The organism is Ralstonia sp. R-29, from assembly GCF_049913345.1.
Classification (GTDB): Bacteria; Pseudomonadota; Gammaproteobacteria; order Burkholderiales; family Burkholderiaceae; genus Ralstonia.
Window position 1 is genome coordinate 2,624,195 of the sequence record NZ_CP184377.1, and the last position, 23,837, is coordinate 2,648,031.

Consider the following 23,837-nt stretch of genomic DNA (forward strand, 5'->3'; position numbering starts at 1 on the left):
TCAACGCTTGCCACAGCGTCGGCTACACTCGCCGCGAAAGTGACGGCGGCCTCACCGCCTTCTAGGATAAGAAGGCTCCCCCGCGCGATGAGGGAGCAATGCACCACGCCATCGACCATGGCATTCGACACACACAAAAATAAGGTGATTTATGGGAGCAACAAAAATCGCGCGCATGCTTGCGCTGATGACACCGTTGGTGCTACTCGGATGTGCGAGCAACACTGCGCCTGTGTCCGTGCAATTTGCGGCGAAAACCGATGCGGCAAAGTATCGCCGTGTCGCTGTGCTGCCGTTTGACGGAGACGGCGGCGCGAAGGCCACCATCGACTTCGAAAGCATGCTCGCTTCGGTAAGGTACGAGCAGAAGCCGTATTTCACGATCGTCGATCGGACGCAGTTGCTGAACGTCATCGGAGAACTCGCGCTGCAGCGCACCGGACTGGTGGATCCTCGTACGGCCTCGAAGATTGGACGCCTCACCGGTGCTGAAGCGCTGTACGGCGGTGCGGCCATCATTGCTCCGGTCGCATACAAATACTCCACCGAACCTCGCTCCGTCTGCCCCAAAGACAAGAAGTGCTACACCACACAGGTTCGCTGCACGACGAAAACCGCCCGCTTTGAATTGACCCCGCGACTCGTTGAGGTGGCGCGTGGCACCGTTGTCTACAGTGACACCAAGATCGGTTTGGCCAGCTCGTACCGGTGCGACGACCAGGCAACCGACGATTCTGAACAGGTTCTGGTGACCAAGGCCGCAGCCGATGCATTCCGACAGGCGCGGGAAGATGTGGCGCCGTACGAAAGGAATGTGCTTGTGAAATTCCAGAGCAGTACGGACGGGCTCAACCCGCAGTCTGTCGAGTCCTTCAAGGGCAGTTTGGAGTTTGCGAATGCGGGAAGGCTGGATCGCGCGTGCACGCAGTGGGCTGATCTTGCGCGCGCCAACCCATCCAGCTTTGCGCTTCAGTACAACCTGGCGGTGTGCGATGAGGTCAGTGGTCGCCTCGACGCAGCGCTGGCGAAATACCAGCAAATTGACGGTGCGTTGACCAAGCCGGATGCCGACGTCAATGCGGCGCTCGCTCGGGTCCGCAATGGCATTGCGGAGCAGGAAAAGCTGAAGAAGAAGCCCGGGGACGCGCGCGCCTCGGCATCGCAGACGACGCGACGCTGAATGATCGCCGCTCCTAAACGCTCAACGCCGTGCAAACTTGCGCAGCGTTGAGCGGATCTGCCCTTACACCAACACCCCGTCCTTGACCACGCCCGCGCAGGGGTTGAGCCCCATTGCGTACGCGAGATCCGCAGGTCGCTCAATGCGCCACAGGGCGAAATCCGCCGCGCAGCCGGGGGCGAGCACGCCGCAGGTGCCGGACAGGCCGAGCGCGGCGGCGGCGTGGCGCGTGGCACCCATCAGCGCTTCGAGCGGTGTCAGGCGGAACAGCGTGCACGCCATGTTCATCGCCAGCAGCAGCGACGTGAGCGGCGAAGTGCCGGGGTTGGAGTCGGTCGATACGGCCATCGGCACACCGGCGGCGCGCAGGGCGGCCATCGGCGGCAGGCGCGTTTCCCGCAGGCAGTAGAACGCGCCGGGCAGCAGCACCGCGACGGTACCGGCTTGCGCCATGGCGGCAATGCCCTCAGCGGTCAGGCATTCGAGGTGGTCGGCAGAGAGACCGCCGTAGCGCGCCACCAGCGCCGCACCACCCTGGTCGGAGAGCTGCTCCGCATGCAGCTTGACCGGGAGGCCGAGGCGCTGCGCGGCGTCGAACATGCGGGCCGTCTGCGCGGGCGAGAAACCGATGGTCTCGCAGAAAGCGTCCACCGCATCGACGAGGCCCTCGGCTGCGAGCACAGGCAGCACGTCGGTGCAGAGGTGGTCGATGTAGTCATCGGCGCGGCCGGCGAACTCAGGCGGCACGGCGTGCGCGCCGAGGAAGGTCGTGCGCACACGCACCGGCAACGTCTGGCCGAAGCGACGCGCGACGCGCAGCATGCGGCGCTCGGTTTCCAGATCGAGGCCGTAGCCGGACTTGATCTCCACGGTGGTCACACCTTCGGCGCGCAGCGCGTTCAGGCGCGGCAGGCTGGCTTCGGCCAACGCGTCTTCGCTGGCCGCACGCGTGGCGCGCACGGTGGAGACAATGCCACCGCCCGATCGCGCGATCTCTTCGTAAGGCACACCATTCAGACGCGCTTCGAATTCGTTGCTGCGGTTGCCCGCGTAGACGAGATGCGTGTGGCAGTCGATCAGGCCAGGCGTGAGCCAGGCGCCCCCGCCGTCATGTTCGCGCTCGGCGCGGGCGTTGGCGGGCAAAGCTGCGCGGTACCCGAGCCACGCGATGCGCCCATCTTTGACGGCGATGGCGCCGTCGCGGATTTCACCGTAGCCGTCGGCATCGGCCGCCAGCGTGGCGAGGTGGATGTTGGTCCAAAGTGCATCCCAGTGCAGGTTGGCCGGATCAGTCATGTGCGGCTCCTTCCGTGGCTTGCAGGCCAATGCCATCGGCCACGCGCGCAACCAAGCGGGCGGCGACACGCGCCGTGTGGTTGTCGATGTCGAGTGACGGGTTCAGCTCCGCCACATCCGCTAGGCAAAGCTTGCCCGAGGTGATCACGCGATCGACGATGGGCTCGATCACGTCCATCGACACGCCGCGTGCGGACGGTGCGCTCACGCCGGGGGCGATGCTGGCCGGCAGCACGTCCAGGCACATCGTCAGATACACGTGGTCAACCTGGCTCAGGAACACGTCCACCACCTGCAGCACGTGGGCGAGTTGCGTGATGTCCATCTCGTCGTCGTGCATCCAGCGCACGCCGAGTTGGCGGGCGCGGGCGAACAGCGCTTCGGTGTTGGCGTAGGTGCTCACGCCCAGGCAGGCGTAATGGAACGGCCAGCCGCGCCGCGCGCAGTCTTCGGCGATCTGGCGGAACGGTGTGCCGGAGCTGCCGCGTTCGCCCGCGCGCAAATCGAAATGCGCATCGAGGTTAAGGATGCCGATGCGCGGAGGCCGATCGGATTTCGCTGCCAGATGCCGCGCCAAGCCGCTGAACGATGCCCACGCGATTTCATGCCCACCGCCGAGCGCAATCGGAAACGCGCCACGATCCAGCAGATCGTGCAGCACGCCGGACAACTCGCTCTGCGCCGTTTCCAGCGCATCACCCTGGCACTTCACATCGCCTGCATCGACGACCACGCGGCCGGCACGCGCGGGCAAGTTGGCGAGCATCTTGCGAATGGCATTCGGGCCCGCTTGCGCGCCGGTGCGCCCGTGGTTGCGGGCGACACCCGCATCGCAGGCAAAACCGGCCAGCGCAACGGTATTGGCGAGCGGCGCGCCGGCATCTTCGGCATCGATACGGCGCACCGTCTGGTGCCAACGCAGGCCCAGCGGGCCCTCTTCCGCGTCGACGCGGCCTTGCCAGACGTTCTGTTCTGCTTGAACGAGCATGGATCAGTTGAGTGAGAGTGCGGCCACGTGCTCGCGGCACGAATCGCCGAGTTGGCCGTCGAGCACGAGGCGGCGGGCCGCTTCGATGTCGGGGGCAAACAGACGATCCTCGCCGTAATACGCCACGCGCGCGCGGATGCAGCCATGCGCATGCGCCAGCGTGTCGGACGTGGCCAGTGGTTTGTGGAAATCCACGCCTTGCGCGGCCGCCAGCGCTTCAATGCCGACGATGGTGGCGGTGTTGTCCGCCATGTCCTGCAGGCGTCGGCCCGCGAAGGTCGCCATGCTGACGTGGTCTTCCTGGTTAGCGGAAGTCGGCAGGCTGTCGACGCTGGCCGGGTGGGCGAACGTCTTGTTTTCCGAGGCCAGCGCGGCGGCCGTCACGTGCGCAATCATGAAGCCGGAATTCAGGCCCGGTTGCTCGACCAGGAACGGCGGCAGGCCCGACAGCGTGGAGTCGATCAGCAGCGCGATGCGGCGCTCGGACAGCGCGCCGATTTCGGCAATCGCCAGCGCCAGCATGTCGGCAGCGAAGGCCACCGGCTCAGCGTGGAAGTTGCCGCCCGAGATCACTTCACCGGCTTCAGCGTAGACCAGCGGGTTGTCGGTCACGGCGTTGGCTTCGGTGAGCAGCGTGGCGCCGGCTTGGCGAATCAGGTCGAAGCACGCGCCCATGACTTGCGGCTGGCAGCGCAGGCTGTACGGATCTTGCACGCGCTTGTCGCCCACCAGGTGCGACTGGCGGATCGCGCTGCCGGCCAGCAGGTTGCGGTACACGGCAGCAGTAGCGATCTGCCCAGGTTGACCACGCACGGTGTGCACGCGCGGATCGAACGGCGCATCGCTGCCTTTGGCCGCATCGACCGACAGTGCACCGGCCACGGTGGCAGCCTTCAGCAGACGCTCGGCCAGGAACAGGCCATTCAGTGCCAGCGCGGTCGACACTTGCGTGCCGTTGATGAGCGCCAGGCCTTCCTTGGCGGCCAGGGCGATCGGTTCGATGCCTGCGGCGGCCAGTGCTTGACGTGCCGGGGTACGCACGCCGTTCACGCGCACATCGCCTTCGCCCAGCAGGGCCAGCGTCATGTGCGCCAGCGGTGCCAGATCGCCCGAAGCGCCCACCGAACCCTTGGACGGAATGCACGGCGTGATGCCCGCGTTCAGCAGTGCCAGCAGCGTGTCGATCACGACACGGCGCACGCCCGAATAACCGCGTGCAAGGCTCGCGGCCTTCATCAGCAGCACGAGGCGCGCAACGCTGTCGCTCACGTCTTCGCCCGTGCCGACGGCGTGCGACAGGATCAGGTTGCGTTGCAGGCGCTCCAGCTCGTGCGTGGGGATCTGCGTTTTGGCCAGCAGGCCGAACCCGGTGTTGATGCCGTAAGCGGGGTCGCCCTTGGCGACGATGGCTTGCACGGTGGCGGCCGACGCCTCGATGGCGGCAGCGCAGTCGCCCGACAACGTAACGGGCGTGGGGGCGAGCCAGACACGGCGCAGATCATCAAAGGTCATCGCGCCGGGTTGCAGCGTGAGAGTGGTAGGCGTGCTCATGATTCTTATCGTAGTGAAAAGCGAGTGTTGCATTGTCGCCTCCGCCCGCGCGGAGGCGATCCATTCATTGCTTAGCCGATCATCGGCAGGTTCAAACCATTGCGCTTGGCGCAGGCGATGGCGGTCTCATAGCCGGCATCGGCATGGCGCATCACGCCGGAGCCCGAATCGTTGACGAGCACACGGCCCAGGCGCTTGGCAGCGGCTTCCGTGCCGTCCGCCACAATCACCACGCCCGAGTGCTGCGAGTAGCCCATACCGACGCCGCCGCCGTGGTGCAGCGACACCCACGTCGCGCCGCCAGCCGTGTTGAGCAGCGCATTGAGCAGCGGCCAGTCCGACACGGCGTCGGTGCCGTCGCGCATGGCTTCGGTTTCGCGGTTGGGGCTGGCGACGGAGCCGGTGTCGAGGTGATCGCGGCCGATCACGATCGGGGCCTTCAGCTCGCCGTTCTTGACCATCTCGTTGAAAGCCAGGCCGGCGAGGTGACGCTCGCCCAGGCCCAGCCAGCAGATGCGCGCGGGCAGGCCTTGGAAGGCGATGCGGTCACGCGCCATGTCGAGCCAGCGATGCACGTGCGTGTTGTGCGGGAAGAGTTCCTTGATCTTGGCGTCGGTCTTGTAGATGTCTTCCGGATCGCCCGACAGCGCCACCCAGCGGAACGGGCCCTTGCCCTCGCAGAACAGCGGGCGGATATACGCCGGCACAAAGCCCGGGAAGTCGAAGGCATTCTTCACCCCCTGGTCGAACGCGACCTGGCGGATGTTGTTGCCGTAATCAACGGTCGGGATGCCCATCGCTTGGAAGTCGAGCATGGCTTGCACGTGCACGGCGCACGACTTGGCGGCCTCGTCGGACAGGCGGGCGTGCTGCGACGGATCGCGTTGCGCAGCACGCCATTGCTCGACCGTCCAGCCCACCGGCAGGTAGCCGTTGACCAGATCATGGGCCGAGGTCTGGTCGGTCACCAGATCCGGCTTCAGGCCGCCAGCGCGGGCACGCTTGACCAGCTCCGGCAAGATTTCCGCGGCATTGCCCAGCAGGCCGATCGACACGGCCTCGCCGCGCTCGCAATGGTGGCGGATCAGGTTGAATGCGTCGTCGATGTCCTTCGCTTGCTTGTCGAGGTAACGCGTACGCAGGCGGAAGTCGATGCTCGATTGCTGGCACTCGATGTTCAGCGACACGGCACCCGCCAGCGTGGCGGCCAGCGGCTGCGCGCCGCCCATGCCGCCCAAGCCGGCGGTCAGGATCCACTTGCCGGCCAACTTACCGTCGTAATGTTGGCGGCCGGCTTCGGCAAACGTCTCATACGTGCCTTGCACAATGCCCTGGCTGCCGATGTAGATCCAGCTACCAGCCGTCATTTGGCCGTACATGAACAAGCCCTTGCGGTCCAGCTCGTTGAAGTGTTCCCAGTTCGCCCACTTCGGGACGAGGTTCGAATTGGCGATCAGCACGCGCGGCGCATCCGGGTGCGTCTTGAACACGCCGACCGGCTTGCCGGATTGCACCAGCAGCGATTCGTCGTCGTTCAGCTCGCGCAGCGTTTCCAGGATCTTGTCGAAGCAGGCCCAGTCGCGTGCCGCGCGGCCAATGCCACCGTACACGACGAGGTGCTTCGGGTTCTCAGCGACATCCGGGTCGAGGTTGTTCTGCAGCATGCGGTAGGCGGCTTCGGTCAGCCAGCTCTTGCAGTGCAGCTCGGTGCCACGCGGGGCGCGGATTTCGCGCGAGGCGTCGTAGCGGGGGTCCGCAGTCAAATCCGTCAGGTGGGTGGCGTCGGTCATGGCGTTCATTTCAGTCTCCTTCGTTCAACGAGGTGCATGGCGCAGTGCGCTCAGTGCAGCCCTAAATAAGCTTGAGCAAGCATGGGGTCATTCGCGGCATCGGCGGCGCTGCCCTGCCAGACGGCGCGGCCGGATTCGAGCACGCAGATGTCGTCGGCCACGGCCAGTGCGCGTTCGGTGTTCTGCTCCACCAGCAGGATGGTCATGCCGTCTTCACGCAGGCGGCGCAGCGCCTGGTAGCAGAGGTCGATCACCTTGGGCATGAGACCCAGTGACAGTTCATCGATCATCACCAGGCGCGGGCGCGTCATCAGCGCGCGGCCGATGGCGAGCATCTGCTGCTCACCGCCAGAGAGATTGCCGGCCAGCGAGTGCAGGCGTTCGCCCAGCCGAGGGAACAGCGAGAGCACGTAGTCGCGGTCGTGCGCAAAGTTGGCAGCAGGCTGGATCACGCCACCCACGCGCAGGTTGTCGAGCACCGTCAGCTCTTTGAACAGCCGGCGGCCTTCCGGCGCGATGGCAATGCCACGGCGCACACGCTCGGTGGGCGGCAGCGTGGCGATATCGATGCCATCGAAGCGTATGTGCCCGCCCTGCACGCCCACATGGCCCGCCACGCTCATCAGCGTGGATGACTTGCCCGCGCCGTTCGGCCCCAGCAGACCGGTGATGGTGCCCGGGCGCAGCGTGAGCGAGAGCTCGTGCACGGCCTGGAACGGGCCATAGCCGCAAGACAGGTTGTGCAGCTCAAGCATGGGCGGCCTCCGGGGTGGGGTTGTCTGCGGCTTTGGCGGAGATCGCGTCACCACCGAGATAGGCAGCGCGTACGGCGGGATCGTCCATCACGGCGCGCGGGGCGCCTTCCGCAATCTTGCGGCCGTTGTCGAGCACGACCAGGCGGCTGCAGATGCGCATGACTTCACCCAGGTTGTGTTCGATCAGCACGATGGTCACGCCTTGGCGGTTGACTTCGGCGATGGTGTCGGCCAATGCGCGGGCCTCGCGCGAGTTGAGACCGGCCAGCGGTTCGTCGAGCAACAGCGCACGTGGTTGCAGCGCCAGTGCACGCGCCATTTCCAGGCGCTTGAGAATGCCCAGCGGCTGGATGGCCGGTGCCTGGTCCGCCACGTGGGCGATACCGACGCGCTCCAGCGCTTCACGCGCCGCCGCCAATTCAGCATCACGCGAGACGTTCATCAGCGCACGCAGCGGTGACGCCGTCTTCGTCGAACCTGCAGCCAGCGCCACGTTGTCGAGCACGGACATCGCACGCAGCGGCTTCACCAACTGCTGCGAGAGCGACAGCCCGCGCCGGATACGCTTGTGCACCGGCAGACCATTCAGCGATTCGCCGTCGAGCGACACATTGCCGTCACTGATGCGTACCACGCCCGTCATCGAGCGCAGCATGGTCGTCTTGCCCGCGCCGTTCGGGCCGATCAGGCCCAGCAGTTCGCCCGCTTGCACGTTGAAGGACACACCGTCGATGGCGGTCAGGCCGCCGAAGCGCACGGTCACGTTGTCGATGGAAAGCAGTTGCGTGCTCATGCCTGCTGCCCTCCCTTCACGGCTGCCGGAGAAGCGCTGTTGCGCGCGGTGCCGCCTGCACGGAAGACGCGCGTGGCAATGGCCGCCATGCCGCCCGGCGCAAAACGCATCATCAGGAACAGCAGGCCACCGTAAACAAGCAGCTTGTAGTCGCCGATGAAATCGAACCATGCCGGCAGCGCCGACAACACCGCCGCCGCGATCGTCACGCCCGCCACTGAGCCAATGCCGCCCACCACGACCATCGACAGCACGGTCACGGAGTCGACAAAGCCGAAGCTATCCACGCTGATGAAGCCGAGGTTGGCGGCGTACAGCCCACCCGCCAGACCGGCGAGCGCCGTGCCGATGGCGAACGCCACCAGCTTGTAGCGCGGCACGTCAATGCCGAGCACGCGCATGGTGTCTTCGTCTTCCGCAATGCCGCCGAACACGCGGCCCATCCAGGCGCGGCGGATGTAGAAGCTGAGCGCCGCCACGGCCACGCACAGCGCCAGCACAATCGCCATGAAGGCGAACTTCGACACACCGGCTTCGGGGATGGCGGCGATGCCCATCTCGCCGCCCAGCCATTCCTGCTGGCGCACGATGCCGACAAACAGAAAGCCGACGCCCATGGTGGTGATGGCGAGAAAGTCCGCCCGCACGCGCAAGCTGGCGAGGCCCACAATCACGCCCACGCAGCCGGTCACCAACATGGCAATCGGCAACGTCGCGAAGATCGGCATGCCCGCCTTGGCCAGCAGTGCCGTGGTGTACGCGCCAATGCCGAGGAATGCGGCGTGCCCAAGGCTGATCTGCCCGCAGAAGCCGGCGATCAGGTTGAGCGACAGGGCAAAGAGGATGGCGATGCCCATCGTCGTCAACAGGGAGATTTCGTAATCCATGTGGCTCTCCTTAACGACGGGCGAACAAGCCTTGCGGCCGCACCATCAGCACCAGGATCAGGAACGCGAAGGCAATCGCATTGCGGTCCAGGAACTGGCCGATGTAGATCGTGCCGAACGACTCCACCACGCCCAGCACCAGCGCGGCGGCCAACGTACCGGGCACCGAGCCCAACCCACCCAGCACGATGATGGCCAGCGCCTTGTACGACGGCACGCTGCCCATGGTCGGTTCGACCAGGTTGTTGAGCAGCGCCACGGCCACGCCCGCAAACCCCGCCAGCGCAGAGCCGACGAAGAAGTTCAGGTCACGCACCTTGCGCAACGAGATGCCGAACGACTCCGCCATCTGCGGATCGGACACCGTCGCGCGGCACGCCACGCCGATCCGGGTGCGCGTCTGCAGCACCGCCAGCACGGTGATGATGACCACCGCCCCCACCATCGCCAGCAGTTCGGCCTGCTTGAACTGCAGCCCGCCGAACAACGGCACCTGGCCTTGCAGCGGTGCATCGGCAAACGAGATGCCCGTCGCACCGAACACGATGCGGAAGATCTCTTCCGAAGCGATGTACAAGCCGATGGACGCAATGAGCGCCACATACGGCGGCTGCCCCATCAGCGGTTGATAGGCCACGCGATACATCAGCACGCCGGCAGCGCCCGCCACCAGCATCGCCACGGCAAAGCCCAGCAGCAGGCTGCCGGTGCTGTTGCACACCAGCACGCCCGCATAGGCGCCCAGCGTGAACAACGCGGCATGCGCCACGTGCAACACACGCAAGAGGCCATACACGAGCGTCAGCCCCAACGCGATCAGCGCATAGAGGCTGCCCTGCACAAGCCCTTGCGCCACCAATTCAAGCCACAACATGGCTACTCCTTCTCCGTGGGTCCGTGCTTACTTGGAAGCCACCTTGGTGGGCGGCGCCAGCAGCGTGGCATCGGAGATGACCGAGTGGCGGTGGAAAGCCTTGTCCTTCACCACCTGCACCTGGATGTCTTTCTTCACCTCGTGCAGATCATTGAAGCTGAGCTTGCCGATGGGCGTGTCGAACGTGCCCGTGGCCAGCGCATCGCGCAGCGCAACGCCGCCCTTGCCGCCCGTCTTGCGCAGGCCGTCGATCAGCACGTTGGTGGCGGTGTAGGCACCGGCGGCGACCATGTCGGCGCCGTGGCCGGTGGCTTTGCGGAAGTCCGCCAGAAACGCCTGCGTGACAGGCGATGCGGAATCCCGATCGAGCGACGTGGTCACCAGCGTGCCTTCGGCTGCCGCACCGGCAATCTCCATGAACTTGTCGGAGTCGTAGCCTTCCTGGCCGATCACCGGCGCTGTGATGCCGGCCGCGCGCAGCTGGCTGACCAGCGGGCCGGCCGTGAAGTAGTAGCCCGAGGCGTAGATCACATCCGGGTTGTCCGCCTTGAGCTTGGTGACGAGCGGGCCGAACTGGCGGTCCTGCAGGCCGTATTCGTATTCACCGGCCAGCGTGATGCCGAACTTGGGTGCCGCTTCCTTGAAGCCCGCCGACAGCGCCTGGCCGAAGTCATTCTTCATGGTGACGAGCGCCACGCGCTTCTTGCCCAGGTCGTGCACGAGCTTGGCACCGGCGCGGCCTTGCACTTCGCCCATCGCGGCCACGCGGAACATGTAGTCGCCAGCCAGCGTGATGTCGGGGTGAATCGCATACGCCGTCACATACGGCACGCCGGCCCGCTGGAAGATCGGCGCAGCAGCGCGCGTCGACCCCGAGTACGAGCCCGACACAGCGGCCACCACTTTTTCCTTCTGCACCAGCTTGGTAGCAGCCGGCGCGGCCTCCTTGGGCGAAGCCTGATCGTCGATCACCACCAGTTCGATCTTCTGGTTGGCCACGCCGCCTGCCGCATTGGCACGCGCCACGGCCAGTTGCGCGCCTTCCAGCGCGGATTGCCCATCGGCCGCCGCAAACCCGGTGCGCGGCACATTCAGGCCGATACGGAGTTCGGCGTGCGCCGCCAGTGCACCGGCACCGAAGGCCAGCGCCACGGCAGCGCGCGATAGAAACGACAAGCGAAAAGCAGAACGACGGGGGGCAGCAGCCTGCATGAAGGGTCTCCTCTGGTGCGATCAGTGCATTACGAGGCGCTTGGCTGGCGATCCCTCCGCCGCGTGCGCTCTTGTCTCTACAAGTAGATTCGAAAGATTCTAAGTTGTATATACAAGTTCCGCAACCATCCGATACACTCCGGTAAACCCTGAACCACCGTTTGCGCACCACCGATTCGCCATGACTCAGCCTGCACCCGATTCCACGCCCGCCTTCCAGCGCATCAAGGAAGACATCCTCGCGCGCATCGGCAGCGGCGAATGGCAGGAAGGCGAGATGATTCCGGGGGAGACCACGCTGGCGCAGACCTTTGGCGTGTCGCGCATGACGGTCAACCGCGCGCTGCGCGAGCTGACCGCCGAGCAGATCCTCACGCGTGTGCAGGGCTTGGGAACGTTCGTTGCGCAGCAAAAGTACCAGGCGACGCTGGTGGCGATCCGCAACATCGCCGAGGAAATTGCCGCCCGCGGCCACAAGCACCGCGCAGAACTGCACCGGCTCGAACGTGCACGCGCCGCCGATGCCATGGCCGCCATGTTTGACGTGCCGGTCGGCCGCACGCTGTTCCATTCCCTGATCGTGCATTTTGAGAACGACCTGCCGATCCAGCTGGAAGACCGCTGGGTCAACGCCGCGCTGGCGCCCGAATACATGGAGCAGGATTTCACGCAGACCACGCCAAACGCGTATCTGATGCGCGCCGCCCCGTTGCAGGGCGTGGAATACGGCATCGAGGCCCGCCTGCCCCCGCGCGAAATCGCCGAGATGCTGCACATGGACGTGCGCGAGCCGTGCCTGATGTTGCGACGGAAGACGCTGTCGCAGGGGCAGGTCGCCTCGGTGGCGACCATGTGGCACCCGGGCGGGCGGTATCAGTTCACGGGGAGTTTCTGAGGCGCGCTAGCTGCGGCCCTTCCAAGGCACCACGCGTGCTTCGATTGCGCGCATGGCAAGGTCAAACGCCCAAGCAATCGCGCCGATCAGCACAATGCCCATCACCACGATGTCGGTGCGCAGAAAGCTCGACGCGTTGAGCACCATCTGCCCGAGCCCCACCGTGGCAGCCACCATCTCCGCCGCCACCAGCGTGGTCCAGCCAAAGCCGATGGCGATGCGCAGGCCGGTGAGGATTTCTGGCAGAGCCGACGGCAGAATCACGTGTCGCACGACCTGCGCAAAACTCGCGCCGAGCGCGTAGGCGGCGTTGATCTGCTCGCGCGTGGCACTGCGCACGCCGGCACGTGCGGCCATCGCAATCGGGGCGAAGCAGGCGAGATAGATGACGACGATCTTGGCGCGCTCATCAATGCCCAGCCAGATGACCACGAGCGGCAGATAGGCCAGCGGCGGCAACGGACGATAAAACTCGATAGGCGGATCCAGCAGGCCACGCGCGGTGCGCGATACGCCCATCGCCAAACCCACCGGGACAGCCGTGACCGCCGCAAGCGCGAACGCGCCAAACACGCGCAACGCGCTCCAGCCAAGATGCGCAGCCAGCGGCTGACCGCCTTGGATGTTGCCGTGCCAGGCGTCGAGAAACGCCAGCCCCACCGCTTGCGGCGAAGGCAAAAACAGCGGCGGTATCCAGTGGAACGTGGTGGCAGCCCACCACAGCAAAAGCAGCGCGCTCACCGAGAGCACGCTCAGGCCGACCGCATTGCCTTCGCCCGGCAAGCGGTAACCGCGCAGCTTGCGTTGGGGTATTGCCGTAGGCACCGCTGCGTCAACGGGTGGGCCGCTGATGGCCGCTGTCTCGATCGCGCTCATGCCGCCAGTTCCTCAGGCGCGTGGTGGATCAGCGCCAGCACACGCTCGCGCCACGCAATGAATTCCGGTGACGACTTCACCGCACGTGCATCGCCGCCCGCCAGCGCCTGCCGAGAGAACGGCAGATCGAACGTCTGCACGATGCGCCCCGGCGATGGCGACATCACCACCAGCCGCGTCGCGAGGAACAACGCCTCTTCCACGTCGTGCGTGATGAAGAAGACCGTGGTGCCAGTGCGCTGCCAGACGTCCAGCACCAGCGTCTGCATGGTCTCGCGCGTGAAAGCGTCGAGCGCGCCCATCGGCTCGTCCATCAGCAACACGCGCGGTTCGGTCGCCAGCGCACGTGCGATGCCGACGCGCTGCTGCATGCCGCCGGATAGCGCGTACACCGGCGACGTGGCATGCGCCTCCAGCCCGACCAATCGCAGCAATTCCAGCGCGCGTGCATGCCGCGTCTTGCGATCGCCCCCGCGCAGCTTGAGACCGAGGGCCACGTTGTCGCGCACGTTCAGCCACGGCATCAGGCCATAGCGCTGGAAGACCACACCGCGCTCTGCGCCGGGGCCGTCGACTTCGCGTTCGTCGAGCAGGATCTGCCCAGACGTTGGCGCAACAAAACCGGCCAGACAATTCAGCAGCGTGGTCTTGCCGCACCCCGAGGCACCCAGGGCGACAACAAACTCACCGGCGTGGATCGACAGGTCCACGCCGCCCAACGCTTGGGTGGTACGGCCACGCGCATCGGTGTAGTCGACGCGCAGGCCGCGGACTTCAATGCAGCTCATCGCGCTGCCGTTGCCACGGCCTTGGCGCCGCCGGCCACACGCTGCACAAAGCGCGAATCGATGGTCGCGCCGTAATCCGGCAGCACCGCCTGGATCGTGCCCTGCGTCTTCAGGAACTGCGCCGTGGCCAGCAGCGATTGCGCGGCGCCCGACTGCGCACCGCCACCCAGCCAGCGCTTGGACGCCTGCTCCGCTGCATCCGGGAAGGCATACAGCGCCAGGCTTGCCGGCACATCCGCCGCCGTCGCGCCAGAGGTCTTGGCCACCGCCGCCACCTGCGGCGAGGTCACCGTCCACGCAGCCTTGTTGTCGCGGTAAGCCGCGTCGGCCTTGGCCAGCACCTCGACAAACTTGGCGATGAACTCCGCATGGTCACGCGCAAACTTGCGATCGGCCACGAAGCCATCAAACGTCGACTTACCCGTAGCGGCGGCGATCTTGCCCGAGGTGGTCAGCACCGTGCCGTTCTTCTTCACCTTGGCGAGCACCGGGTCCCAGATGAACGCGGCATCGACGTCGCCCCGGTCCCACGCGGCCGACAACTCCTGCGGGCGCAGGTTGACGACCTTCACATCACGCGGATCGAGCCCCGCCTGCTGCAACGCCACCAGCGCATGGAAATGCGAGGTCGACACATAGGGCACGCCGAGCGTCTTGCCCTTCAAATCGGCCACGCGTGACACGCCGCTCCCGTTGCGGGCGACCAGCGCTTCCGCATCGTTGATGTTGTCGAGAATCCAGAACAGCGACAGGTCCACACCCTGCGACACACCGGCCGCAATCGGGCTCGACCCCGCTTCACCAATCTGCACCGAGCCCGATGCAATGGCGCGCACCACATCGGCACCGCTGGCGAGTTGGCGGTAGGTCACCTTGTAGCCGGTGGCGCGCTCGACCTCGCCGGTGGCCTGGGCGTAGCGCCAGGGCAGCACCATGTCCTGATACGCGATGACGACTTCGCGGTCCGCCGCGCGTGCGGGGGCGGCACCGAACAAGGCAAGCGAAACAGCCGCAGACAATGCTGCAGCCAACAAACGGGGGATGGAGAAACCAGCCATGAAAGACTCCGGCAGAAGAAGAACGCGCACATGCGCCGGAGTCGATTGTGTGAGACGGCAGGCTGGGCTGTCGTCGAAGAAAATCGGCTGAGCTTATGCAGCCCAGATGCAGACCTAAACTCGGCAGATCAATATTGGCTGAGCGTGCTGGATAGCAACTTGGCGGTGATGTCCACGATCGGAATCACGCGCTCATACGCCATGCGCATCGGCCCGATCACACCCAGCGTGCCGACGATCTTGCCGTCCACCTCGTACGGCGCGGTGATGACTGCCATGTCTTCGTGCGGCACGAGGCTGCTTTCGCCGCCGATGAAGATCTGCACACCCTCGGCGCGGCTGGAGACGTCCAGCAGCTGCAGCAGGCCGGTCTTCTGCTCGAACACGGCGAACAGGCGGCGCAGCTTGTCCATGGACGACGATAGGTCTTCCACATCCAGGAGCTTGCGCTCCCCGGAAATGACGACTGGCTCTTCGTCCGACACGGCGCTGCTGCCGGCTTCCACGGCCGCCTGCATCAGGGAGGTCATGTCGGCCTGCAATGCAGACAGCTCACCGCGCAGACGCTCACGCACGGCATCGAACGTCAGGCCGCCGTAATGTGCGTTGATGTAGTTGGCCGCCTCCACCAGCTGCGACGGGGTGTAGGGCGTATCGGTATAGATGATGCGGTTCTGCACGTCGCCCTCGGGCGTGACGACGATCAGCAGGATGCGGTTTTCCGACAGCCGCAGGAATTCAATCTGTCGGAAGGCGTGCGAGCGGCGCGGCGTCATCACCACGCCGGCAAACTGCGACAGGTTGGACAGCGTCTGCGCCGCCGCCGCTATCACCCGCTGGGATGACTCTGACCCGTGCGACGCCAGTTGCGTGCGCACCTGCTCGGCAATCGCACCCACCATCTGCTGCGCCATGCGGTCGTGCGTGCTGAGCATATCCAGCGGGCTGGCGGTCAGCATCGTATCGACGAAGAGGCGGTAGCCGCGCGGCGTCGGGATGCGCCCGGCCGAAGTGTGCGGGCTGGCGATAAAGCCCATCTCCTCCAGATCGGACATCACATTCCGGATGGTGGCCGGCGACAGATCGAGCCCCGAATACTTCGACAAGGTGCGCGAGCCGACAGGCTGCCCCTCGGCGATGTACCGTTCGATCAGGGTCTTGAGGAGGATGGTGGCGCGCTTGTCCATGATTCTTCAATTTTACGCAAAATCAGCGCCAACCTACGGGTGATGTGGGCGTTTCTCGTCAAACACGGTCAAACGTGGCGGGGGTCATATCGATATGGTGTAATGCGCGCATGTCGATTTCCCCATCTGCCGTGGCCCCGCAAGCTCCCGCCGCCCCCTCCGGTTCGCCCAGTTCACCGGCTGTGCCCGGTTCGCCCGCCTCGCCGTTCAAGACGGTCGCGCTGGTGGGCCGGTATTCGGCCGCCAACATTGCCGGCCCGCTCATGGAGCTGGCGTCGTGCATCGCCGCCAGCGGGCGCGATATCGTGTTCGAGCGCGAAACGGCGCTCAATATCGGCGTCCAGGATTACCCGGCGCTGCCACCCGAAGACATGGCACGGCAGGCCGACGTGGCCGTGGTGCTCGGCGGTGACGGCACGCTGCTGGGGATCGGCCGCCATCTGGCCGGCGCAAACGTGCCCGTGATCGGCGTCAACCATGGGCGGCTCGGCTTCATGACCGACATCCCGTTCGACGACGTGCACAACGTGCTGCCCGCCATGCTGGCCGGTCAGTACGAATCGGAAACGCGCACGCTCCTGCAAGCCCAGGTGGTGCGCGACGACGATGTCATCTTCTCCGCCCTCGCATTCAACGACGTGGTGGTCAACCGCTCGGGCATTTCGGGCATGGTCGAGCTGGCGGTGTCGGTGGATGGCTTCTTCATGTACAACCAGCGTTCGGACGGCTTGATCGTGTCCACACCCACCGGGTCGACGGCGTATGCGCTGTCCGCCGGCGGACCGATCCTGCATCCGGCGCTCTCGGGCTTTGTGCTGGTGCCCATCGCGCCGCACTCGCTGTCCAACCGGCCGATCGTCATTCCGCACGACGCGGAAGTCGTCATCCAGGTCACCAGCGGGCGCGACGCCAGCGTCAACTTCGATATGCAGTCGCTCACGTCGCTGCTGCCGGGCGACCGCATTGTCGTGCGCCGCTCGGAGCGCACCGTGCATCTGCTGCACCCGGTTGGTTACAGCTACTACGCCACGCTGCGCAAAAAGCTGCACTGGCACGAATATCCGACCGAAGACAACCGTCTTTAAGAACCTGCCCATGATCCTACTGCGCGCCCCGATCTTGACGTTGCGATGCTCGCCGTACCCATATGCGGCTGCCGAATCTGGCAAATGCGTCACGCCAACCTCGGGCCGCTCGCTACGGATCATGGGCACGCTCTAAAACTCCACGCTCACCGCTTCCATGCTGCGCAGCCTCACCATCCGCGATTTCGTCATCGTTCACGCGCTCGACCTCGATCTGGCCGACGGCTTTACCGTCTTCACGGGCGAGACGGGCGCGGGCAAGTCCATCCTGATCGACGCCCTGGCGCTCACGCTGGGCGAGCGCGCAGATGCGGCCGTCGTGCGCGAAGGCGCGCCACGGGCCGACATCACCGCCGAATTCGACGTCCATCCGCACGTGGCCGCGTGGCTGGAAGCCCACGAACTGCACGATGATGAAGGCGTCATCCTGCTGCGCCGTACGGTCGATGCCGCTGGCCGCAGCAAGGCCTTCATCAACGGGGCCGCCGTCACGCTGGCGCAACTGCGCGAGGTGGGGGAGCAACTGGTCGACATCCACGGCCAGCACGCGCATCAACTGCTGCTCAAGACGGATGCGCAGCGTAGCCTGCTTGACGCCCACGCCGGCCTCGAAGACGACGTACGCGCCGTCGGCGAGCGTTATCGCGCCTGGCAGGCCGTGGTGCGCCTACGCGAAGCCGCCGAGCAGCAATCGCGTGAGGCACAGCTCGAACGCGAGCGCATCGAATGGCAGGTCAACGAACTGCAGAAGCTCGGGCCCCAGCCCGGCGAGTGGGAAGACGTACAGGCCGAGCACCACCGCCTGTCGCACGCCGCCAGCCTGATCGAAGGCACGCGCGCGGCGCTGGATGGCCTGTCGGAATCCGAAGGCGCCGTGCTGACCCAACTGGGCGCCACGCTGCATACGCTGCGCGAGCTGGCTGAGATCGACCCGGCACTGGCCGATGTGTTGGCCGCGCTCGAACCGGCCGAGGTGCAGATCCAGGAAGCCGTGCACTCGCTCGCCCGCTATGCGGACCGTGCGGAGCTGGACCCGGACCGCCTGGCCGAAGTCGATGCGCGCATGCAGGCGCTGCACACCATGGCGCGCAAATACCGTGTCGCGCCCGAAACGCTGCCGGCTGAACTGGCCGAGCGCCAGGCGCAACTGGCCGCGCTGCAGGCGGCGTCCGATCTGGAGGCGCTGCAGGCGCAGGAAGCGCAAACCCGTGCGGCGTATGTCGACATCGCGCAGACGCTGTCACGCGCCCGCGCCAAAGCGGCGCGCGAACTGGCCGAAGCCGTGACGGGCGCCATGCAAGGCCTGTCGATGGCCGGCGGGCGTTTCGACATTGCGCTGCATGCGTTGGAGCACGGTGGCGCGGCGGGGCTCGAGCAAGTCGAATTCCTCGTCGCCGGGCATGCGGGCGTGTCGCCACGTCCGTTGGCGAAAGTCGCCTCGGGCGGCGAGCTGGCGCGGATCAGCCTGGCCATCTCCGTGATCGCCAGCGAGGCCAGCCCGACCCCCACGCTGATCTTTGACGAGGTCGATTCCGGCATCGGCGGCGCCGTGGCAGAAGTCGTTGGCCGGCGCCTGCGCGAACTCGGCACGCGTCGCCAAGTGCTGTGCGTGACCCACCTGCCGCAGGTGGCCGCACTGGCCAATCACCACATTCAAGTCGCCAAGCAGACCGTGGCTGGCAGCACGCGCTCCGACCTGCTGGTGCTGGACGCCACCGGCCGCGTGGACGAGATCGCCCGCATGCTGGGCGGCGCGTCGCTCACCGACACCACGCGGCGCCATGCGGACGAAATGCTCGCCGCAGGCCGCGCACAGCCGGCTCCCGCTCCGTCTGCACGGAAAACACGGCGCGTGGCGCAGTGATCGCCTATACCCATCAGAGCGGTCAAAGCGCGTTGGCCGCTTCGTGTCGCATTCCATACTGCATTCCGGCGCTGCCTGACGCAGCTGCCTTCACCCGAATCCAAGGAGAATTTCATGGCCCGTCCGGCTGCCCAACACCGATCCCTGCTAGCGCTGGCCAAGCCCGCACTGGCTGCAACGCTCGGCCTGTGCCTGCTGGCCGCGTGCAAGTCGGTTCCCGCCATTGACCCGGGCCAGCCGCCTGCCATGGACCCCGCCTCCGCCAACACGCAGCCACCCGCGTCCGTGTCGGCTGCACAAAACCTGGGCGACATCATCATCGGTCTGAGCACGCCGACGACTTCGTCGACCACGGTGCAAAACGTGCTGGATGCTGCAGGCGCACGCGCCACGCCGCGCCTGGCCTTTACTGTCGTGCGGCCGATGTCCGGCGGCTTCTGGGTGGTGCGGGCCAGCTCTGGCGATGCCTCGGCCACGCTGGATGGCGCCATCGCGGCATTGCGCGCTGCACCGGGCATCGCCTCGGCAGATGCCGATCGCGTGATGCGCATTCAGCGATAAGCCTTCGCCCTTCCGCGCCTCCATCGCAGGGGGCGCGTCCCTCCACACTGTGAACAATGGGGCGTCTCAGGCGCCCGGCAGCAGTCTGCTGCGCTGCATCTGCAGTCTCCGATTCACGCGCCTGAGGCCTTCCTCCATGCCTTAGGCGCCTCCCGTCATCACAAATGGGCAAGCTGCGTGCTAACGTTGCTTTTGTGTAACGTCTTGTCAACGATCACATCCTGACGACGTTTCTCATCTCAGCAAGACGCTTCGGAGCACGCATTGATGACCCCCTCCTCCCTCTTCCGGTTGAAGTTCTGGCTCCGCGCAGGCGCGAGCATGGCCTGTGCCACCGGGTTGCTTGGCGCCCTGCCCGCCAACGCTGCCACGGCGCAAGCGCAATACACAGGCGACCTGATCATCAAATGGCGCGACGACACCAGCGGCACGCGCAAGACGTTGTCGGCCACGGAAGCGAACAACCGGTTGCTGTCGATCGCACAAGCGGCGGGGAGCACGCTGCAGGTCAAGCGCACGCTGGCCACCGATGCCCAACTCATGCGCACCGGCCTGACCGATTCAGCCAGCATTGAAGCCGCCGCCGCCAAGATCGCGCAAGACGCGCGCGTGGCCTATGCGGTGCCGGATCGCATCCTGCACCCCAACACCGTCCCCAACGATCCGCTGTTTGCCTCGCAGAACAACCTGGCCTCGCCGACGGTCGTGCCGGGCGGGATCAACGTGGCATCGGCCTGGAGCATCACGCAGGGTTCGAACATCGTGGTCGCGGTAGTGGACACGGGTTATACCGATCACCCCGATCTGTCGGGCAAGATCCTGCCCGGCTACAACTTCATCTCCGACCCGGCACGCGCGGGCAATTCGTCTGGCCGTGGCACGGACGCACATGACCTGGGGGACGGCGTCACCAGCACGCAGTGGTCCAGCATTCCCGGCTGCACCAGCAGCGATGTCGGCAACAGCAGCTGGCACGGCACCGAGGTCAGCAGTGTGCTGGCGGCCGGCACCAACAACGGGCTCTCCATCGCTGGCGTGGGCTGGAACACCCAGTTCGTGCCGGTACGCGTGTCCGGCAAGTGCGGCGCGCTGCTGTCCGATACGGTGGACGGCATGCTCTGGGCGGGCGGCATCGCCGTGTCTGGCGTGCCCACCAACAGCAACCCAGCGCGTGTGGTGAACGTGAGCCTGGGCAGCACGAGTTCGTGTTCCGCGGCTGAGCAGGATGCGGTGAACCGGCTGGCAGCGCTCGGCACTGTCGTGGTAGCGGCCGCTGGCAACGAAGCCGCGCAAACCGTGGATGCGCCCGCCAATTGCACCGGTGCCATCGCCGTGACCGCCCACGTGGATAGCGGCGAAAACGCCAGCTACGCCAATGTCGGATCGCAAGTCGCACTGTCTGCGCCGGGTGGGGGCTGCGGCAACTCCAAGGTCATCACGGGCACAAACTCGTCAACCTGCGCCGAAACGCCTTCCGTGATCCAGGCTGACTCGAATGACGGTGCGCAGACGCTCGGCAACTACGTCGTCAAGCAGGTCGCGGGCACGAGCTTCTCCACGCCCGAGGTGGCCGGCACGATTGCGCTCATGCTGAGCGTGCAGCCGCAGTTGTCCAACGCCCAGATCCTCGCCGGCCTGCAAACAACGGCGCGCCCGCACCCGAGCGGCACGTATTGCGCCGTCAACAGCGGCATCTGCGGTGCCGGACTGCTGGATACGGCAGGGGCCGTCGGCTATGCACAGCGCACCACGCCCGCTGGCATCGGCAGTGGCACATCCGGTTCGGGTACGTCCACCGGCTCCGGCAGCAGCGGCGGCGGTGGCGGTGGCGCAATGCCGCTGGCCGTGGCCGCATTGTTGCTGGGCGCCGGGTTGGCCGGCCAACGACGTCGCCGCGACTGACATCCTTTCCCGCCTGCCCGCACCGCCCGGTGCGGGCGTCTGATTTTCCCTGCCCGCTGTTTCTCTCCGAGCCGAGGTTTTCGGGCTCGCGCCGAGCCTTGTCTGATTCATACCCAGGTTTCTACCTAATTCATTTAGGCAAGAGGAGTGCCGATGTACCCCAACAATTACGTGACGTTAATCAACAAAAAAATAGGGAAAATCCTATGGAAAAATCGGTCACACGGGGTTTTGTTCACGCACTGACAGCACTCGGACTGGCATCGTATTCGGCCACACCGATATTCGCGGCGGAGAAATCGGCGACGTTCAATACCCAGTTGCAGTGGGTCACGCAACTCATCGTCAAGGAAAAACCGGCGGCCAGCGGCATATTGCAGCGGCAGTCCGAATATGCGGGCGCGGCTGCGGTGCAACGCTGGTCTGCCGCGGCGCAGTTGCCGGTGACGTACCAGCGCCCCATGTCCGGCGGGGCCCACGTGGTGACGCTGCCCCAGGCGATGACGCTGGACGACGCGCAAACGGTGGCGCAGCGCATGGAAGCCAGCGGTCAATTTGATTACGTGTCGCCAGACCGCATCCTGCGGCCGATGGCCATGGCCGGCGATCCGCTCTTCAGCCGGCAATGGAACCTGCTGCCCCCGGCTGCTGCTGCGGGTGGTGCCAACGTGACCACCGCCTGGGACACGACCACGGGCACACCGACGGTCGGCATCGGCATCGTGGACACGGGCATCCGCGCCGACCACGCGGACTTTGCGGGCGTGAACTTTGGTCCGGGCTACAACTTCATACGCAGCAGCGCGATGACCGGCCTGACCGACCCGAAAACCGGCAATGCCATCCCAAGTGGCTTCGTCAATAACGGCGCCAACAATAGCGCCGCCAACTACGACCCATCGGACCCCGGCGACTGGGTCAGCGACAGCGATGCTGCATCGTTTCCCACGCTGTGCGGCAGTCAGAGCAACAGCAGCTGGCACGGCACGTTCGTGGCCGGCCAGATTGCGGCGCAACACAACAGCATCGGCATTGCGGGCATCGCGCCGGGCGTGCGCGTGCAGATGGCGCGGGCGCTGGGCAAGTGCGGTGGCGCCACCTCCGACATCATGGACGCGATGACCTGGCTGGCCGGCGGCACCGTCCCGCGTCTGGCCAACAACCCGACGCCGGCCAAGGTCATCAGCATGAGCCTGGGTGGCACAGGGGCGTGCTCCCGCAGCGAGCAGGCGGCCATCAACACGGCGCGAGCGCTGGGCGCCACCATCGTCGTGGCTGCCGGCAATGAATCGGGGCCGGTCGATTCGCCCGCCAACTGCACGGGCGCCATCGCCGTGACCGCGCATACGGTGGAGGGCGACAGCGCCTGGTATGCCAACGTGGGCACGCAAACGGCAATCAGCGCGCCGGGCGGCGGCGTGGGGACGGTCATTCGTGGCGTGGGCACTGGGATCGTGTCGCTGTCCAACACGGGCACCAACGGGCCCGTCGCCTCGCCCAGCGGCGACCGGTATGCCAACGATATCGGCACATCCATGGCCACACCGCACGTGTCGGCCGTGGCGGCGCTCATGCTGTCGATCCAGCCGGCGCTCACACCTGACAACATCACCGCGATCCTCAAGCAATCGGCCCGTCCGTTCCCAGCAGGCACCTACTGCGCCACGCACCCGGGCGTGTGCGGCGCGGGCATGCTCGATGCCGGTTCTGCCATCGCGCAGACGCAGGGCCAGCCGACCGTGCACGTCGGCGCATCGGTTTTGAGCGTCTCCCTCAATACCAACGTCTCGCTGATCGCCGTCAGCGGCCCTGGCTACACGCAAAGCGCGGGTAATCTGGTTTGGGCCCAAACAGCGGGCAATCCCGTAGCGTTGACAACTTCCCCGCCCGACGCCAACGGCACGAGCACGGCCACCTTCACGCCAACCGCTGCCGGGATCTACAGCTTCAGCGTTGCGCTGACCAACAGCGCAGGCGCCACAGCGACCGACACCGTCAGCGTGACCGTAGCAGAAGCCCCCACCCCGCCAGGGACGGAGACAGGAGCAGGCACCGGAGCTTCATCGGGCGGCGAGGGTGGCGGTGGGTCAATCGGACTCGCCTATGCGGCGCTATTGCTTGCAGCGGGCCTCGCGCATCGGCTTGGGCGCAGCGCCCGTTAAGCGACTGCCGGCCCTTTCACGTTGCATCCCTCAAGCGTGGGGTTGCATCCCCTAACCCCCCATCGCATCGGCGTTTGTGAAGTTGTAAGAAATTTTCAATTCCGTATTTAGTTCTTTTTTTGTCGTGCCACGT

General features: G+C 65.9%; 20 protein-coding genes. 7 read left to right on the forward strand and 13 right to left on the reverse strand.

All coding sequences use genetic code 11. The features are described from left to right. The first annotated feature begins 175 nt into the window (after positions 1–175). On the forward strand, positions 176–1,180 hold the full coding sequence (locus ACN9M1_RS12425) for a CsgG/HfaB family protein (protein WP_426394765.1): 1,005 nt from the start codon (positions 176–178) through the stop codon (positions 1,178–1,180). 63 nt (positions 1,181–1,243) lie between these two features. Here the strand turns inward: ACN9M1_RS12425 and hutI are convergent, their stop codons facing one another. The 9 genes from hutI to ACN9M1_RS12470 all read right to left on the reverse strand — a co-directional run bounded on the left by hutI (position 1,244) and on the right by ACN9M1_RS12470 (position 11,326). Beyond that, on the reverse strand, positions 1,244–2,476 hold the full coding sequence (gene hutI / locus ACN9M1_RS12430; RefSeq protein WP_426394766.1) for an imidazolonepropionase: 1,233 nt from the start codon (positions 2,474–2,476) through the stop codon (positions 1,244–1,246). Beyond that, on the reverse strand, positions 2,469–3,464 hold the full coding sequence (hutG, locus tag ACN9M1_RS12435; RefSeq protein ID WP_426394768.1) for a formimidoylglutamase: 996 nt from the start codon (positions 3,462–3,464) through the stop codon (positions 2,469–2,471). Before hutG ends, hutI begins: the two co-directional genes overlap by 8 nt. A 3-nt stretch (positions 3,465–3,467) precedes the next feature. Beyond that, positions 3,468–5,024, reverse strand: a complete 1,557-nt coding sequence (gene hutH, locus ACN9M1_RS12440) for a histidine ammonia-lyase (protein ID WP_426398859.1) — start codon at positions 5,022–5,024, stop codon at positions 3,468–3,470. Positions 5,025–5,086: 62 nt separating this feature from the next. Then, positions 5,087–6,814 (reverse strand): urocanate hydratase, encoded by a 1,728-nt coding sequence (gene hutU / locus ACN9M1_RS12445; protein WP_426394769.1) that lies wholly within the window; start codon positions 6,812–6,814, stop codon positions 5,087–5,089. 41 nt (positions 6,815–6,855) lie between these two features. Continuing rightward, positions 6,856–7,560 carry an ABC transporter ATP-binding protein gene (locus tag ACN9M1_RS12450; RefSeq protein WP_426394771.1) on the reverse strand — a complete coding sequence of 235 codons (705 nt, stop codon included), beginning with the start codon at positions 7,558–7,560 and terminating at the stop codon, positions 6,856–6,858. After that, the gene (locus ACN9M1_RS12455; RefSeq protein WP_426394773.1) at positions 7,553–8,353 is read right to left on the reverse strand and encodes an ABC transporter ATP-binding protein; all 801 of its coding nucleotides are present in this window, start codon (positions 8,351–8,353) and stop codon (positions 7,553–7,555) included. Before ACN9M1_RS12455 ends, ACN9M1_RS12450 begins: the two co-directional genes overlap by 8 nt. Further along, positions 8,350–9,240: a branched-chain amino acid ABC transporter permease gene (locus ACN9M1_RS12460; RefSeq protein ID WP_426394775.1), complete on the reverse strand. Its 891-nt coding sequence runs from the start codon at positions 9,238–9,240 to the stop codon at positions 8,350–8,352. The genes ACN9M1_RS12455 and ACN9M1_RS12460 overlap by 4 nt, the downstream gene beginning before the upstream one ends. 10 nt (positions 9,241–9,250) lie before the next feature. After that, complete coding sequence (locus tag ACN9M1_RS12465) at positions 9,251–10,114, reverse strand: branched-chain amino acid ABC transporter permease (RefSeq protein ID WP_426394777.1); 864 nt, start codon at positions 10,112–10,114, stop codon at positions 9,251–9,253. Between the two features lie 27 nt (positions 10,115–10,141). After that, a complete protein-coding gene (locus ACN9M1_RS12470) occupies positions 10,142–11,326 on the reverse strand; it encodes an ABC transporter substrate-binding protein (protein WP_426394779.1) in 1,185 nt (394 codons plus the stop codon). 181 nt (positions 11,327–11,507) lie between these two features. Between ACN9M1_RS12470 and hutC the strand changes: the two genes are divergently transcribed. Continuing rightward, entirely contained in the window at positions 11,508–12,221 is a 714-nt protein-coding gene (hutC, locus tag ACN9M1_RS12475) for a histidine utilization repressor (RefSeq protein WP_426394781.1), read from the forward strand. 6 nt (positions 12,222–12,227) lie between these two features. On the opposite strand, the gene ACN9M1_RS12480 is transcribed toward hutC, so the two are convergent. The 4 genes from ACN9M1_RS12480 to hrcA all read right to left on the reverse strand — a co-directional run bounded on the left by ACN9M1_RS12480 (position 12,228) and on the right by hrcA (position 16,130). Continuing rightward, the gene (locus tag ACN9M1_RS12480) at positions 12,228–13,097 is read right to left on the reverse strand and encodes an ABC transporter permease subunit (protein WP_426394783.1); all 870 of its coding nucleotides are present in this window, start codon (positions 13,095–13,097) and stop codon (positions 12,228–12,230) included. Continuing rightward, positions 13,094–13,885: a taurine ABC transporter ATP-binding protein gene (locus ACN9M1_RS12485; protein WP_426394785.1), complete on the reverse strand. Its 792-nt coding sequence runs from the start codon at positions 13,883–13,885 to the stop codon at positions 13,094–13,096. The genes ACN9M1_RS12480 and ACN9M1_RS12485 overlap by 4 nt, the downstream gene beginning before the upstream one ends. Further along, complete coding sequence (gene tauA, locus ACN9M1_RS12490; RefSeq protein WP_426394787.1) at positions 13,882–14,943, reverse strand: taurine ABC transporter substrate-binding protein; 1,062 nt, start codon at positions 14,941–14,943, stop codon at positions 13,882–13,884. Before tauA ends, ACN9M1_RS12485 begins: the two co-directional genes overlap by 4 nt. A 128-nt stretch (positions 14,944–15,071) precedes the next feature. Continuing rightward, positions 15,072–16,130 carry a heat-inducible transcriptional repressor HrcA gene (gene hrcA, locus ACN9M1_RS12495; protein WP_426394789.1) on the reverse strand — a complete coding sequence of 353 codons (1,059 nt, stop codon included), beginning with the start codon at positions 16,128–16,130 and terminating at the stop codon, positions 15,072–15,074. Positions 16,131–16,240: 110 nt separating this feature from the next. Between hrcA and ACN9M1_RS12500 the strand changes: the two genes are divergently transcribed. The 5 genes from ACN9M1_RS12500 (at position 16,241) to ACN9M1_RS12520 (ending at position 23,704) form a co-directional block, all read left to right on the forward strand. Then, positions 16,241–17,215: an NAD kinase gene (locus ACN9M1_RS12500; protein WP_426394790.1), complete on the forward strand. Its 975-nt coding sequence runs from the start codon at positions 16,241–16,243 to the stop codon at positions 17,213–17,215. Positions 17,216–17,372: 157 nt separating this feature from the next. Further along, positions 17,373–19,079 (forward strand): DNA repair protein RecN, encoded by a 1,707-nt coding sequence (gene recN / locus ACN9M1_RS12505; RefSeq protein ID WP_426394792.1) that lies wholly within the window; start codon positions 17,373–17,375, stop codon positions 19,077–19,079. A 114-nt stretch (positions 19,080–19,193) separates the two neighbouring features. Beyond that, positions 19,194–19,640, forward strand: coding sequence for a hypothetical protein (locus tag ACN9M1_RS12510; protein WP_426394794.1), 447 nt, complete (start codon positions 19,194–19,196; stop codon positions 19,638–19,640). 267 nt (positions 19,641–19,907) lie between these two features. Then, a complete protein-coding gene (locus tag ACN9M1_RS12515; RefSeq protein WP_426394796.1) occupies positions 19,908–21,542 on the forward strand; it encodes a S8 family peptidase in 1,635 nt (544 codons plus the stop codon). Between the two features lie 206 nt (positions 21,543–21,748). After that, positions 21,749–23,704, forward strand: coding sequence for a S8 family serine peptidase (locus ACN9M1_RS12520; RefSeq protein ID WP_426394798.1), 1,956 nt, complete (start codon positions 21,749–21,751; stop codon positions 23,702–23,704). Positions 23,705–23,837 lie beyond the last annotated feature (133 nt).

Excerpts from the sequence above, each read along its gene's own strand:
- ACN9M1_RS12450 (WP_426394771.1), bottom strand. The coding sequence starts at position 7,560 with ATGCTTGAGCTGCACAACCTGTCTTGCGGCTATGGCCCGTTCCAGGCC.
- ACN9M1_RS12460 (WP_426394775.1), bottom strand. The coding sequence starts at position 9,240 with ATGGATTACGAAATCTCCCTGTTGACGACGATGGGCATCGCCATCCTC.
- ACN9M1_RS12520 (WP_426394798.1), top strand. The coding sequence starts at position 21,749 with ATGGAAAAATCGGTCACACGGGGTTTTGTTCACGCACTGACAGCACTC.
- ACN9M1_RS12500 (WP_426394790.1), top strand. The coding sequence starts at position 16,241 with ATGTCGATTTCCCCATCTGCCGTGGCCCCGCAAGCTCCCGCCGCCCCC.
- ACN9M1_RS12465 (WP_426394777.1), bottom strand. The coding sequence starts at position 10,114 with ATGTTGTGGCTTGAATTGGTGGCGCAAGGGCTTGTGCAGGGCAGCCTC.
- ACN9M1_RS12455 (WP_426394773.1), bottom strand. The coding sequence starts at position 8,353 with ATGAGCACGCAACTGCTTTCCATCGACAACGTGACCGTGCGCTTCGGC.
- hrcA (WP_426394789.1), bottom strand. The coding sequence starts at position 16,130 with ATGGACAAGCGCGCCACCATCCTCCTCAAGACCCTGATCGAACGGTAC.
- ACN9M1_RS12480 (WP_426394783.1), bottom strand. The coding sequence starts at position 13,097 with ATGAGCGCGATCGAGACAGCGGCCATCAGCGGCCCACCCGTTGACGCA.
- ACN9M1_RS12425 (WP_426394765.1), top strand. The coding sequence starts at position 176 with ATGCTTGCGCTGATGACACCGTTGGTGCTACTCGGATGTGCGAGCAAC.
- ACN9M1_RS12515 (WP_426394796.1), top strand. The coding sequence starts at position 19,908 with ATGACCCCCTCCTCCCTCTTCCGGTTGAAGTTCTGGCTCCGCGCAGGC.
- ACN9M1_RS12470 (WP_426394779.1), bottom strand. The coding sequence starts at position 11,326 with ATGCAGGCTGCTGCCCCCCGTCGTTCTGCTTTTCGCTTGTCGTTTCTA.
- hutI (WP_426394766.1), bottom strand. The coding sequence starts at position 2,476 with ATGACTGATCCGGCCAACCTGCACTGGGATGCACTTTGGACCAACATC.
- recN (WP_426394792.1), top strand. The coding sequence starts at position 17,373 with ATGCTGCGCAGCCTCACCATCCGCGATTTCGTCATCGTTCACGCGCTC.
- ACN9M1_RS12485 (WP_426394785.1), bottom strand. The coding sequence starts at position 13,885 with ATGAGCTGCATTGAAGTCCGCGGCCTGCGCGTCGACTACACCGATGCG.
- hutG (WP_426394768.1), bottom strand. The coding sequence starts at position 3,464 with ATGCTCGTTCAAGCAGAACAGAACGTCTGGCAAGGCCGCGTCGACGCG.
- ACN9M1_RS12510 (WP_426394794.1), top strand. The coding sequence starts at position 19,194 with ATGGCCCGTCCGGCTGCCCAACACCGATCCCTGCTAGCGCTGGCCAAG.
- hutC (WP_426394781.1), top strand. The coding sequence starts at position 11,508 with ATGACTCAGCCTGCACCCGATTCCACGCCCGCCTTCCAGCGCATCAAG.
- hutU (WP_426394769.1), bottom strand. The coding sequence starts at position 6,814 with ATGAACGCCATGACCGACGCCACCCACCTGACGGATTTGACTGCGGAC.
- tauA (WP_426394787.1), bottom strand. The coding sequence starts at position 14,943 with ATGGCTGGTTTCTCCATCCCCCGTTTGTTGGCTGCAGCATTGTCTGCG.